This window comes from Pseudomonas sp. CFBP 8772 (genome assembly GCF_014841665.1).
Classification (GTDB): domain Bacteria; phylum Pseudomonadota; class Gammaproteobacteria; order Pseudomonadales; family Pseudomonadaceae; genus Aquipseudomonas; species Aquipseudomonas graminis_B.
Genome location: NZ_JACYUI010000002.1, coordinates 642,702 through 656,585 on the forward strand (window position 1 = coordinate 642,702; position 13,884 = coordinate 656,585).

Below are 13,884 nucleotides of genomic sequence, written 5' to 3' on the forward strand. Positions count from 1 at the left end.
TCCAGCTTAGCTACTGGATAGGTGACCCTCTGTCTGGGCAGGGTTATGAGTCTCCGGGAGTGGGTATTGTTTTGGTGACTTTTCCGGTCTGAAAATGTTGCTCTGCGCGTGCATGGGTGACTGTCAAGGTGTAAATAAAAAAGAGTGCCTAGGCACTCTTTTTTATTGCCAATCAAACGATCAACCAATCGTCATTAAACTCGCGTTACCGCCCGCTGCTGCGGTATTCACGCTCAGCGCACGCTCGATCACCAGGCGCTCCAATGCAATGTTGGTTTCGCCTTTGGACAAGCCGTGAACGCCGACAATAGCGCCGCTGCGTTGAGCGACCTGTTCGCAGATGGCGCGCAACTGATCGGAATCACCGTGGTGCAATACCGCGTCAATGGCGACCTCGTCCTTGTGCCAGTCGGCGACCAGCTTGATGCGCGACTGAACGTCCTTCGGCAGACGGTTGCGCAGCGACTTGGCCGGCTCAACGTCCGGCACGATCGCCGTGCTGCCCACCGCCATCACGGCGGCCAGTTGCGCCAGCAGATCCGTCTCATCCTCGGCCAGGCACAACACGTGTTCACGGGGCAGGATGCTGTAACTATTGCGCTCGCCGGTGGGGCCCATGAGCGTGCGGGTCACGCCGCTTTGGGATTGCTCGGCGAACTGGCTGCACAGTGCTTCCAGGCCGCTGAGTTGCTGAGTGCCTGCCCAGGCGTTGAGCGCATTCAGCGGCTTGAGCATCGCCTCTTGCATGCGGGTGTCCGGCGCCTGTTGTGCATCGCGGGCGGCGAAGGATTTCTGCACGGCGTCGGCGGGGCGCGTCGACAGCAAACGGTACAGATACAGCGGTCCACCGGCTTTCGGACCGGTCCCCGACAGACCTTCGCCACCGAACGGCTGCACACCCACCACGGCGCCAACGATGTTGCGGTTGACGTACATGTTGCCGGCGTTGACGTTGTCGATGACCTTGGCGATGGTCTCGTCGATGCGCGTGTGCACGCCCAGTGTCAGGCCATAACCGGAGGCGTTGATCTGGGCGATCAACATGTCCAGCTCACGGCGCTTGTAGCGCACGACGTGCAGTACCGGGCCAAAGATTTCCCGTTGCAACTCGTCGAAGCTGTCCAGCTCGATCAGCGTCGGCATCACGTAGGTGCCGCGCTTGATCTCGTCGCTGTCGGCAATGGCGACCTGATACACAGTGCGGCCTTTGTCGCGCATGGCCTGAATATGTTTCTCGATACCGGCCTTGGCTTCTTGATCGATCACCGGACCGATGTCCACCGACAGGCGTTCCGGGTTGCCGAGGCGGCTCTCAGCCATCGCACCTTTGAGCATCTCGATGACACGATCGGCGGAGTCTTCCTGCAGGCACAGCACGCGCAGCGCTGAGCAGCGTTGACCGGCGCTGTCGAACGCCGAGGACACCACGTCGATGACCACTTGCTCAGTCAGCGCCGAGGAATCGACGATCATCGCGTTCTGGCCACCGGTTTCAGCGATCAGCGGAATCGGCCGGCCCTGGGCATCGAGACGGCCGGCGACGTTGCGCTGCAGCAAGCGGGCAACTTCGGTAGAGCCGGTGAACATGACGCCCTTGACGCGATCATCGCCGACCAGTCGCGCGCCGACGGTTTCACCCCGGCCTGGCAGCAGTTGCACCACGCCTTCGGGAATACCGGCTTCGAGCAGAATGCGGACGGCCTGCGCGGCAATCAGCGGTGTCTGTTCAGCGGGTTTGGCGAGTACCGGATTGCCCGCCGCCAGGGCTGCGGCGACCTGACCGCTGAAAATCGCCAGCGGGAAGTTCCACGGGCTGATGCATAACACGGGGCCCAACGGGCGGTGAGCGTCGTTGCTGAAATCATTGCGCGCCTGCACCGCGTAGTAGCGCAGGAAATCCACGGCTTCGCGCACTTCGGCGATAGCGTTGGCGAAGGTCTTGCCGGCTTCGCGAGCCAGCAGGCCCATCAACGGCTGAATCTCGGCTTCCATCAGGTCGGCGGCGCGCTCAAGGATCGCGGCACGTTCGGCAGGCGGCGTCGCTTGCCAGATCGGGCCGGCGCTGAGGGCGCTGAGCAGGGCGTTATCGACGTCTTCCAGACTCGCTTCCTGCACGTGGCCAACCACGTCACGCAGATCGGACGGGTTCAGGACTGGCGCTTCAGTGCCGACGCTGACCGGGCTGCCCAGCATCGGGCCGGCCTTCCAGTCGTTGTGCGCCGTGGCGAGCAGGGCCGAAGACAGCGACGCCAGACGATGTTCGTTGGCCATGTCGATGCCGGCCGAGTTGGCGCGTTCGCTGCCGTACAGGTCGCGGGGCAACGGAATGCGCGGGTGCGGCAGGCCGAAACCACCTTCCTGAGTCGCCATGCGCTCGATGCTGGACACTGGGTCAGCCACCAGTTCCTGTATCGATATGGACTGGTCGGCGATGCGGTTGACGAAGGAAGTGTTGGCGCCGTTTTCCAGCAGTCGACGCACCAGATACGCCAACAGCGTTTCGTGGGTGCCGACCGGTGCATACACCCGGCACGGCCGGTTCAGCTTGCCGTCGGCGACTTTGCCTACGACCTGCTCATACAAGGGCTCGCCCATGCCGTGCAGGCACTGGAACTCGTACTGACCGGGGTAATAGTTCTGACCGGCAATGTGGTAAATCGCCGACAACGTGTGGGCATTGTGGGTCGCGAACTGCGGGTAGATGACTTCCGGCACCGACAGCAGTTTGCGCGCGCAGGCGATGTAGGAAACGTCGGTGTAAACCTTCCGCGTGTAGACCGGGTAGCCTTCCAGGCCCTCGACCTGAGCGCGCTTGATTTCGCTGTCCCAGTACGCGCCTTTAACCAGACGGATCATCAGGCGATGACGGCTGCGGCGTGCCAGGTCGATGACGTAATCGATCACGTAAGGGCAGCGCTTCTGATACGCCTGAATGACAAAACCGATGCCGTTCCAGCCGGTCAGTTGCGGTTCGAAGCACAGGCGTTCAAGCAGATCCAGCGACAGCTCCAGGCGGTCGGCTTCTTCGGCATCGATGTTCAGGCCGATGTCGTATTGCTTGGCCAGCAAGGTCAGCGAAAGCAGGCGCGGGTACAACTCGTCCATCACGCGCTCGTATTGCGCCCGGCTGTAACGCGGGTGCAGGGCGGACAATTTGATGGAGATGCCCGGCCCTTCATAGATGCCACGGCCGTGGGAAGCTTTGCCGATCGAGTGGATGGCCTGCTCGTAGGACGCCAGGTATTTCTGCGCGTCGTGCTCGGTCAGCGCTGCTTCGCCGAGCATGTCGTAGGAATAACGGAAACCTTTCGCCTCGAACTTGCTGGCGTTGGCCAGGGCTTCGGCGATGGTTTCGCCGGTGACGAACTGCTCGCCCATCAGGCGCATGGCCATGTCCACGCCTTTGCGAATCATCGGTTCGCCGGACTTGCCGATGATGCGGCTGAGCGAGGAGGTCAGGCCAGCCTCGTTGTGGGTGCTGACCAGTTTGCCGGTCAGCAGCAGGCCCCACGTGGCGGCGTTGACGAACAGCGACGGACTGTTGCCCAGATGCGGGTGCCAGTTGCCGGTGCTGATCTTGTCGCGGATCAACGCGTCGCGGGTGCCTTTGTCGGGGATGCGCAACAAGGCTTCAGCCAGGCACATCAGTGCCACGCCTTCCTGGGATGACAGCGAGAATTCCTGCAGCAGGCCCTGGACGATGCCGGCGCGCCCGCCGGCGCTCTTCTGGTTACGCAGCTTTTCGGCAATCGACGCGGCGAGCTTGTGCGTTGCATCGGCCATCGGCGCAGGGAGGCGCGCCTGCTCGATGAGCATCGGCACCACTTCAGGCTCGGGGCGGCGGTAGGCCGAGGTGATCGCAGCGCGCAACACCGACTGGGGAAGAATGCTTTCGGCGAATTCTAGAAACGCCTGATGGCCATTGTCGGCGGGCAGGTCACCCTGATCGTCGGCGTCTTTGCCACCTTGTCCACTGAGTTCATTCAGCGTCGCACCGCCCTCGAGCTTCTCCAGATAATTGAAGATCGCCTGCTTGATCAGCCAGTGGGGCGTCCGGTCGATGGACTGCGCCGCCGCTTTCAATCGCTCACGGGTGGGGTCGTCGAGTTTGACACCGAGGGTGGTGGTGGCCATTTCTTATCCTCATGACAGCCACGGTCATGTGGCTTAGCTGCGGCAAGATTAGCTGTGCGACTGCAAGGGTGCAACCGGGTGCAACCGCTTTTTTCAAAGTGTTTCACGGGTGCCCCGTATTGAGCCGAACCGCCCTGATTCAGCTCCGTTGAGGTGCCCCGCAGGGCAGGGCTCTATTTGGCGGCTCCCCGTAAACACGGCACATGTGGCACTTTGATCTAATTTGTAAAAAAGCTCAGTGAAGTCTTTTTTCGGGTTGCACCTGCTCCGGGATGTCCTCTAGGATGCGCCGCTTTGGTGCATTCAAGCGGTGTGCAGCGGCGAACTTTTTGCCAGCCCGCAACATACGCGAGCAGCCTTGCTGCGAACCTGATGCCTCAGGAGAACGTCGCTCTGCTCGCGCCTATAAAAACAACGCCGGAACCTAACCGATGAGTGTCAGCAACCCTACCTTGATCACCTTCGTGATCTACATCGCCGCGATGGTCCTCATAGGACTCATGGCCTACCGCTCCACCAATAATCTCTCGGACTACATTCTCGGCGGGCGCAGCCTCGGCAGTGTGGTCACGGCGCTTTCAGCCGGTGCATCGGACATGAGCGGCTGGCTGCTCATGGGCTTGCCGGGCGCGATCTACATGTCCGGTCTGTCGGAAAGCTGGATCGCCATCGGGCTCATCATCGGGGCCTACCTGAACTGGCTGTTCGTCGCCGGTCGCCTGCGGGTACAGACCGAGCACAACGGCGATGCGCTGACCCTCCCGGATTACTTCTCCAGCCGCTTTGAAGACAACAGCGGCCTGCTGCGGGTGATTTCCGCCATCGTGATTCTGGTGTTCTTCACGATCTACTGCGCCTCCGGCATCGTCGCTGGCGCGCGGCTGTTCGAAAGCACGTTCGGGATGTCCTACGAAACCGCCTTGTGGGCCGGCGCTGCGGCGACGATCGCCTACACCTTCATCGGCGGCTTCCTGGCCGTCAGCTGGACAGACACCGTGCAAGCCACCCTGATGATCTTCGCGCTGATCCTTACGCCGATCATCGTGCTGCTGGCGACCGGTGGCGTCGACACCACGTTCATGGCCATCGAAGCGCAGGACCCGAGCAACTTCGACATGCTCAAGAACACCACTTTCATCGGCATCATTTCGCTGATGGGCTGGGGCCTAGGCTACTTCGGTCAGCCGCACATCCTGGCGCGTTTCATGGCCGCTGACTCGGTCAGGTCGATTGCCAAGGCCCGCCGTATTTCCATGACCTGGATGATCCTCTGTCTGGGTGGCACCGTTGCCGTGGGTTTCTTCGGCATCGCGTACTTTTCGGCGCATCCGGAGGTGGCAGGGCCCGTGACTGAAAACCACGAGCGCGTCTTCATCGAGCTGGCCAAGATCCTGTTCAATCCGTGGATCGCCGGTGTGCTGCTGTCGGCGATTCTTGCGGCGGTCATGAGCACGCTGAGCTGTCAGTTGCTGGTCTGTTCAAGTGCGCTGACCGAAGACTTCTACAAAGCCTTTCTGCGCAAAAGCGCGTCCCAGACAGAGCTGGTGTGGGTAGGCCGGGCCATGGTGCTGCTGGTTGCGCTGATCGCGATCGCCTTGGCCGCAAATCCTGAAAACCGCGTGCTGGGTCTGGTCAGCTACGCCTGGGCAGGGTTCGGCGCGGCATTCGGGCCAGTGGTGCTGATCTCGGTGATCTGGAAAGGCATGACCCGCAACGGCGCGCTGGCGGGGATTCTCGTCGGCGCGATTACCGTCGTGGTGTGGAAGCACTTCGAGCTGCTGGGCCTGTACGAAATCATCCCCGGCTTCATCTTCGCCAGCATCGCGATCGTGCTGTTCAGCGTCGTCGGTAAAGGCCCGACGCCGGGCATGCTGACGCGCTTCGAAGCAGCAGAAAAAGAGTACAAGGCGGCGTAAAGGCCGCCTGCTCAAAGCCCGCGCGACGTCAACGCTCGGGCTCTTGAGCGACCGCACCCGATTTAGTTGTGGTCGGCGTCCAGGTTGAAGAACATGGTCTTGCCGCCTTCGCTGGTATAGCCAGTGTGATCCTGGGTATAGACCCCGGCCTTGAAGTAAAGCTGCTGTTTACTCCAGGTGGCGCTGATCCGGTCGTTCCAGCCCATCCCGTGGGCGGTCACGCTGAGCAACCCGGCTTTATTCAGGTGGATCACGTAATTGAACGTCTCGTTCAGGCTGACGTTTTCCGCCACCGTGATTACGCGCGCTTTTTTGTCGTCGGGGTGATAGCGGACCTTTGCGACGATGTTGCCCATGTGCGTCGCTTCCAGGTACTGATATTCGACCTTCAGCAGGGGCTGCGTGCTTTCGTAGACGTGGATTTGACCGATGACCACCCTGCCGGAGGACGGCACCTGAAGGACCTTGAGCTTGGCATTCAGGTAATTGTCGGCGTCCTGGTAGTACCAGTTGTGCAGCGTGCCGTTGGACCAGGTCTCGCGCAATTCGGTACGTGGGTAGATCGCATTGGCGGTCTTGCTTCCGGTGACCGGTGCCCAGAATGTGATGTTCGATGAGCCGGACTTGAAGTACTTGCCGTCGTAACCTTGAAGCAGTTGCTGTGTCTCGATAGTGGCGGGGGGCGAGCCCACTGGAATGCTCAGATTCCACGTTCCCAAATCAATCATGTCTAGTCGTCCGATATGTCTCATTGCCAGCAAAGTTGCGGGCGAAAGGGGGTTGGGGGCAGCTTTTTATACGGTTCCACGGCGCGTTTGTTAACGTGAATCTGTCGGATGGTTGACGTCAAAGTGCCGCTATTTGAGCCGCAGCGCAGAGTCCTCCTGACATTCAGCGCCGTTACCGTTAGTCGGTTGGATGGCACTTTTTGGATGGCGCTACTATGGCCGCCTTCTTTTTTCCCCAATCGAAGCTAGAGTAATGGCCTATCAGGCCCTCAGCGGGGACGTTCCCCGGGCAGTAAAGTGAATGATGAGTAGCAGCATGGAATGCGTGCAGTCCCTGCCACTAAGTGGCAAATCAGTATTGTTGGTTGTTGATGATTACCCGGAAAATCTGGTGACCATGTGCGCAGTCCTGCAGCGACAGGACCGGGAAATCATCACCGCCGCCTCAGGCATGGAAGCGTTGGGTATTTTGCTGGACCGAGATGTCGATCTGGTGCTGCTTGATGTGCAGATGCCGGACATGGATGGTTTCGAAGTCGCCCGCCTTATGCGTGGCAGTCTGCGAACGCGGTTGACGCCGATCATCTTCCTCACTGCCAACGAACAATCCCGCGACTCGGTGCACAAGGGCTACGCCAGCGGCGCAGTCGATTACCTGTTCAAGCCCTTCGATCCCAATATTCTCAGGCCCAAGGTTCAGGCGCTTCTGGAGCAGCAGCACAATCGGCGTGCCCTGCAGAAGCTGAGCCGCGAGCTGGAATCGGCGCGGGCATTCAACGCCTCGGTGCTGGCGAACGTGGCCGAAGGCATTCTTGTGGTGTCCGAAGACGGCGTTGTCAGTTTCGCCAATCCGGCGATCTGCCGCTTGCTGGGCATGACTGACGGCGAGCTGCGCGGCACCGCGTTGCGCGCCTATTTGCACGAGCCCAGCGTCGGGGAATGGGTCGACTCCGGCTTTTATCATCACTATCGCCGTGCCGACACCTACCGCGTCCACGACGCCGTGTTGCGAACACCCGAGGGGCGTCAGGTCCCGGTTTCGTTGTCCTGCGCGCCGCTGCCCGCCGAGCAGCGTGCCATGGTGCTCAGCGTGCTCGACATGTCAGTGGTGCGTGACCTCTACAGTCAGCTCGAGCACCAGGCCGTGACGGATTCGCTCACCGGTCTGCTGAACCGCCGTGGTTTCTATCAGACGGTCGAAGGGATGCTGCTGCGCAATGAGCATGCCGGCAAATACCTGGTTGTGCTGTACCTGGACCTCGACGGCTTCAAGGATGTGAACGACTCTCTGGGCCATGACGCCGGCGATCAGGTGTTGCAGTGGGTCGGCGCGCAGTTGAAAGACTGCCTGCGTCCTTACGACGTGCTTGCGCGGATGGGCGGCGACGAGTTCGTGGTGGTCATCGACGGGCTGGATTTCCCCGAACACGCTGCCAAGGTCGCCGAAAAGCTGATCGAGCGTGTGTCCGCGCGGCGTTTGGTGGACGGGGTCGAAGCCACGCTGGGAGCCAGTATCGGCATCGCGGTCTACCCGGACTGCGGCGCCAATCTGGATGGCCTGCTGCGTGCGGCGGACATTGCCATGTACGAAGCCAAGCGGGCAGGGCGTCAGCAATATCGTTTCTTCGATCAGTACATGAACGGTCGCGCGCGCTCGCGTCTGATGCTCGAAGAGAGCGTGCGCACGGCAATCGACGGCAAAGACTTTTCCATGGTCTACCAGCCGCAGGTCAATGTCGTCACCGGCAAGACCCGGGGCTTCGAGGCGCTGCTGCGCTGGCACCATCCGGACGCGGGCGACGTGCCGTCAGGCGTGTTCATCCCACTGCTGGAAGAGACGCGGCTGATCAACAAGCTCGGCAGCTGGATTTTCGAGCAGGGTGCGGCGCAGCGCCAACGCTGGAGCGACGTATTCCCGGACGATCTGATCATGAGCGTCAGCGTGAGCCCGGCGCAATTCAGCCTGCCCAATCTCGCGGCCGAGCTGCAACGTGCGATGCAGATACATGGCCTGAAACCCCGGCAGCTGGAAATCGAGCTCACCGAGCCATCGCTTGTCCATAACCTGGTGCACAGTCGCAAGCAGCTGCAGAACCTGCATGACATCGGCGTGCGGGTGTCGCTGGATGATTTCGGTGCAGGCGACAGCTCCCTTGCCCACCTGCGCAACCTCGATCTGGACACTCTGAAGCTCGATCGGCACTTCATTGGCGGCATGCTGGGATCGCCCCGAGACCTGGCCGTCGCGCGCAGCATCATTGACCTGTGTCGCATGCTCGATATCGAGGTGATTGCCGAGGGCGTCGAAACCTACGAGCAGTATGAGTGGCTGGTCGACAACGGCTGCCAGATCATTCAGGGCTTTCTCATCGCTCACCCGATGCCGCCCCTGGAGGCAGAGCGTTTCGTCGAGCCGGTCGACCTGCCGATCGCGTTACAGCTGCTCGGCCAGGACTGACGCGGTAGACTCGCGCTTTTCCTGCGACCCGGTTCGACCATGACTGTCACCACGCCCATGCCGCTCAAATACCTGCAGGCCTATCCCGAAGGCCTGCAGGATCAGGTTCGGCAACTGATCGCGCAGAACCGGCTGACGGATTATCTGCAGCAGCGTTACCCGGATCGTCACGAAATCCAGAGCGACAAGGCGCTGTATGCCTACGCCCTGTCGCTCAAACAGGAATACCTGCGCAACGCGCCAAACATCGACAAAGTGCTGTTCGACAACCGCCTCGACCTGACCCACCGAGCGCTGGGCCTGCATACCACGGTGTCGCGGGTGCAGGGCGGCAAGCTCAAGTCCAAAAAGGAAATCCGGGTGGCGGCGTTGTTCAAGGAGGCGGCGCCGCAGTTTCTGAAGATGATCGTGGTCCACGAACTGGCGCATTTCAAAGAGTCGGACCACAACAAGGCGTTTTATCAATTGTGCGAACACATGCAGCCGGGCTATCACCAGTTGGAATTCGACCTGCGCATCTACCTGACCTGGCGAGACATGCAGACGGCCGTGCGCTGATCAACCGCTAACGCTTTTCAAGGAAGTTTTGATGGAAGTCAGCAAGACCAAGAGCAGTTTTTATCGCCGCCTGTATGTGGCGTATCTGATCGACAGCGGCATCGCCAGCAGCGTCCCGGCCCTGACCGACGTCACCGGCATGCCCCGTCGCACCGCCCAGGACACCATTGCGGCGCTGGCTGATCTGGATATTGTCTGCGAGTTCGAGCAACTTGATGGCGCCCGCAATCATGCCGGCGGTTACCGGGTTCGTGACTGGGGCGCGATTGACCGTCGCTGGATCGAAGGGAATCTGCAGACCATCAAGACGGTGCTGGGGTATCCGTGACGTCGTGTCAGGGGCGTTGATTCAAGAGCTTCCCGGCTAAAGCCGGTCCTACAACGGTCCTACAACTGGTCCTACAAGTCGTCCGAGTCCGGATGGATCCGGCCCGGCAAGAGCCATCGGGGTTCAGATGCCGGATCAGTCCAGATCGCGACGCATGCTGATGTGAGGAATGCCGTCCTCGACGTAGACCTCGCCCACCGGATTGAAACCGTAGCGGCTGTAGTAGCCCTGCAAATGCGCCTGGGCCGAGAGGAATATCGGCTGGTCCGGCCATTGGAGCTCAGCGTGCTTCAGCGCCTGAACCATCAGCTCATGGCCCATTCCCTTGTTGCGCATCGATGGTGCAGTTACCACCCGGCCGATGGTCACGTCACCGTTCTGCTGAATCGGGTCCAGCAGGCGCAGGTAAGCGACCAGCTGATCATCCTGCCAAGCCATCAGATGGCAGGTATCGCCCAGCAAATCCTGACCGTCGACGTCCAGATACCAGCATTTCTGCTCCACCACGAACACTTGCGCCCTCAGTTGCAGGATGGCGTACAGCTGCTCTTTTCCAAGGTCGGTATGGTGTTTGCAAATCCAGTTGATAGACATGACGCCGGCCTGCGAGAAGAAGTGGATGCCGGATACTAAACGCATATCGGCGCAAGCCCAAATTCGGGGCAAACCGGGCGAGACGGAGGGTGCGGTTAACGGTGTGTCATTTTGTTGAACTGCTGCACAAACATCACAGTGTTACCAGTTGTGCAAAGCTCAAAATGAGTCTTCACTGAAGGCCAGTTGCCACAAGGAAGCTGAGCATGACGCGTTTGCTGTGCGCCGCAGGGCTGTTGGGAATGATGCTGATAGCCCAAGGCGCGGTCGCGCAGACATTGCGTCTCGCCGGCGATGCGTGGGCGCCCTATGCCGACGTGTCATTGCTGCACGACGGGCTCTCCACTGACCTGATTCGCACGGCACTGGGCCGCGCCGGTTATGACACCGAATACGAACAAGTCCCGTGGGCGCGGGCGATTCACGGATTGAGCGAAGGGCGGTATGACATCGTCATCAACGCCTGGTACAGCGAAGACCGCACGCGCATTGGCGTGTTCTCCGCGCCGTACCTGATCAACCGCCTGCGTTTTCTGAAACGCAAAGACGCCTCCATTGAATTTCAGAACCTGTCCCAGCTGCACGGCTATTCGATTGCAGTGGTGCGCGGCTACGCCTATTCGCCGGAATTCGACGCCGATGCCAACCTGGAAAAGGTGCCGGTGGCGAGTTTCTCGATCGCCGTCAGGATGCTCGCTGCGGGCAGGGTCGGCTTGACGGTGGAAGACGAGTACGCTGCGCGGTTTGCCCTCAAACGCGAGCCTGCAGACGTGCAGGCCGACGTCGAATTCCTGCCCAAATCACTCAGCGAAAACAGTCTGCATGTGCTGGTGAGCCTCAAGCGGGCGGATCACCAGCAGATCGTTATGGATTTCGACAAGGCGATCGCCGACATGAAAGCGGACGGCACGTACGACAAGCTCATCAAGCTGCACGGTCTGTGATGTCGGGTTCTTTGACCGGCTCTTTGATCAAGTGCGCCGCCAGCGTGCGCAGTGGGCCTAGCTGACGGCAGATCAGCGCCAGTTGGGTTTGCACCAGTCGTTGGCCCTCGTCGATCTCTTCCGCCATCTGTTCCAGGCTCGTCGCCAGCGCTTCTTCGGCATCGCTTTGCACGGCAACCGGCTCACGCATCGCCAGGCTTTGGGCGATCTCATCGATGCTCGCGGCAAGGCTTGCTGCGGCGCCCTCGATCAGTTGCTCGCGCACTTCAGGCGGCAGCGGTGCGTCGCGGTGCGCGCCCAGCCCCGACAGGTAACTGAGCAGGGTGTGTGACAGCACCAGAAAGCGAAAACCGACGTCGGCCTCTTTGCGGAAATGCCCCGGCTCCATGAGCATGTTGGCCAGTGTGGTGGAAAGCGCCGCGTCGGCGTTATGGGCGTTGCGGCGGGCCAGTCGATAGGCGAGGTCGTCGCTCTTGCCGTTCGCGTATTGCTGCATGATCTGACGCAGGTAAATGCTGTTGCACGACAGCGTGTTGGCCAGCACCTTGTTGAGCCGGCGACCTTGCCAGTCCGGCAGGAACAGGAACACCGCCAGGCCGGCGATCAGGCTGCCCAGCAGCGTGTCCAGCAGGCGCGGCAGGAACACGCCGTAACCGTCGCCGACCTGATTGAAGCAGAACAGAATCATCACCGTGATCGCCGCCGTCGACAGCGTGTAGCGCGTGGTCCGGTTGACGAAGAACACCACGCCGGCCAGCACCGCGCACATCGATTGCAGAACCGGCGTGGTGATCAGGTCAAACAGAATCCAGCCCGCCGTCAGGCCAATGGCCGTGCCGATGATGCGCTGCCCGAGTTTGCGTCGCGTGGCGCCGTAGCTTGGCTGGCAGACGAACACCGTGGTGAGGATGATCCAGTACCCTTGGGACGGGTGAATCAGGTGAACCATGATGTAGCCGATGACCAGCGCCAACGGCAGGCGCAGGGCGTGACGGAACAGCAGCGAGGTCGGCGTCAGTTGCAGGCGCAGGCGCGTCCAGACGTCTTTGAGGTTGCGCGGCGAACGGTCCAGCAGGCTGCTGTCGGTAGCGTCGGCCAGGGCGTCGGGATTGCTCGCATCACTGAGCAGCCGGTCGAGGGTGCCAAGGTTATTGGCCAGCGCCCGCAACGAACGCAGCAGCCCGCGCCACGCCGGATTGCTCTGAATCCGAAGGTGTTCGAGGGAGGCGCGCAGATCATTCAGCGCGTGGGCGAAGCTGTCGTCATAGATGAACGGCTGGCGCAGTTGGATCGACGCCGACAGGTCACGGCAGGCGCGGCCTTGCTGGCGCAGCAGGCGCTGGCAGCGGAACAGCACGTCACTGTGGAAAAACGCTTCGGCCAGGGAGTTGTAGGGATAGTGCGACGAACTGGCCCGTTCGTGGATGTCCTGGGCCAGAAAGTACAGCTTCAGGTAGCGACTGACCTTCGAGCCCGGGCGACCGCTGCCGACGCGGTTAAGGATGATTTCCTTGGTCACGTTGAGCGCGCCGACGACCTTGCCGTTCTGCTTGGCAAGCTCCAGGCGCTTGGCTTCAATATCCAGAGTACGAATCGGCTCGAACAGCTCTGATTTGAGCTTCAGGTACAGGCCCAGCTCGCGAAACAGTCGGGCCAGCGCCTGCTGCACCGGCTGATTGGAAAACAGCATCTGCCACAGCACCGACAGCAGGCCGTACCACGCGGCGCCTGCGACCAGCAGCATGGGTTCGTGCCAGAAATCGGTGACTTCCCCGCCGCGCTGGTCGACGCCGATCATGGTGTAGACCGAGAGAATCAGCGTCGCGTAGGCAATCGCGCCATAGCGCTCACCCAGCGCGCCAAGCATCGTCAGGCAGAACGCCGCGAAGGCAAACGCGCAGATGAACACCACCGGGTAGGGGAACAGCAGCTCCACGGACAGCGCCGCGATGCTGAAACACACCAGCGTCACGGCCAGCGCATTGAGGCGGCCTTGCCAGCTGTCATCGGTCTCCGACAGGGCGCTGGCGATAATCCCGAGGAACAGCGGGATCAACTGGGACATCTCGTTCTGGTACCAGCACACCGCCATGCTGCCGGTCAGCGCGATGAAAACCCGCACGCTGTAGGAAAACTTGTCCAGCGCCCAGAGACGGCGGAATGTATTGCGCAACGATGTCGATGCCATGAACGCTGACGGCCTTGTTCGCGATTGATTTTGCTG

The 13,884-nt window shown here is 61.0% G+C and carries 9 protein-coding genes; 5 read left to right on the plus strand and 4 right to left on the minus strand.

All coding sequences use genetic code 11. The features are described from left to right. Positions 1-180 precede the first annotated feature (180 nt). Complete coding sequence (gene putA / locus IFT99_RS06585) at positions 181-4,134, minus strand: trifunctional transcriptional regulator/proline dehydrogenase/L-glutamate gamma-semialdehyde dehydrogenase (RefSeq protein WP_192130945.1); 3,954 nt, start codon at positions 4,132-4,134, stop codon at positions 181-183. A gap of 431 nt (positions 4,135-4,565) precedes the next feature. On the opposite strand from putA, the gene putP reads away from it, so the two are divergent. Next, positions 4,566-6,050, plus strand: a complete 1,485-nt coding sequence (gene putP / locus IFT99_RS06590; RefSeq protein ID WP_192130947.1) for a sodium/proline symporter PutP — start codon at positions 4,566-4,568, stop codon at positions 6,048-6,050. A gap of 62 nt (positions 6,051-6,112) precedes the next feature. On the opposite strand, the gene IFT99_RS06595 is transcribed toward putP, so the two are convergent. Continuing rightward, positions 6,113-6,778 carry a polysaccharide lyase family 7 protein gene (locus IFT99_RS06595; protein WP_065986578.1) on the minus strand — a complete coding sequence of 222 codons (666 nt, stop codon included), beginning with the start codon at positions 6,776-6,778 and terminating at the stop codon, positions 6,113-6,115. A 301-nt stretch (positions 6,779-7,079) separates the two neighbouring features. Here IFT99_RS06595 and IFT99_RS06600 point away from each other — a divergent pair, with 301 nt between their 5' ends. The 3 genes from IFT99_RS06600 to IFT99_RS06610 are packed head-to-tail and all read left to right on the plus strand — an operon-like array spanning position 7,080 to position 10,122. Further along, positions 7,080-9,236, plus strand: coding sequence for a putative bifunctional diguanylate cyclase/phosphodiesterase (locus IFT99_RS06600; RefSeq protein ID WP_446731117.1), 2,157 nt, complete (start codon positions 7,080-7,082; stop codon positions 9,234-9,236). Between the two features lie 57 nt (positions 9,237-9,293). Further along, positions 9,294-9,794: a YgjP-like metallopeptidase domain-containing protein gene (locus IFT99_RS06605; RefSeq protein ID WP_410928351.1), complete on the plus strand. Its 501-nt coding sequence runs from the start codon at positions 9,294-9,296 to the stop codon at positions 9,792-9,794. Between the two features lie 31 nt (positions 9,795-9,825). Next, positions 9,826-10,122 (plus strand): winged helix-turn-helix domain-containing protein, encoded by a 297-nt coding sequence (locus IFT99_RS06610; protein WP_192130952.1) that lies wholly within the window; start codon positions 9,826-9,828, stop codon positions 10,120-10,122. 135 nt (positions 10,123-10,257) lie between these two features. Here the strand turns inward: IFT99_RS06610 and IFT99_RS06615 are convergent, their stop codons facing one another. After that, entirely contained in the window at positions 10,258-10,716 is a 459-nt protein-coding gene (locus IFT99_RS06615) for a GNAT family N-acetyltransferase (RefSeq protein ID WP_192130954.1), read from the minus strand. Between the two features lie 206 nt (positions 10,717-10,922). Here IFT99_RS06615 and IFT99_RS06620 point away from each other — a divergent pair, with 206 nt between their 5' ends. After that, positions 10,923-11,660 (plus strand): substrate-binding periplasmic protein, encoded by a 738-nt coding sequence (locus tag IFT99_RS06620; RefSeq protein WP_192130957.1) that lies wholly within the window; start codon positions 10,923-10,925, stop codon positions 11,658-11,660. Here IFT99_RS06620 and yccS read toward each other — a convergent pair. Next, on the minus strand, positions 11,641-13,848 hold the full coding sequence (gene yccS, locus IFT99_RS06625) for a YccS family putative transporter (protein WP_192130959.1): 2,208 nt from the start codon (positions 13,846-13,848) through the stop codon (positions 11,641-11,643). The two genes, IFT99_RS06620 and yccS, sit on opposite strands and share 20 nt — an antisense overlap. Positions 13,849-13,884 lie beyond the last annotated feature (36 nt).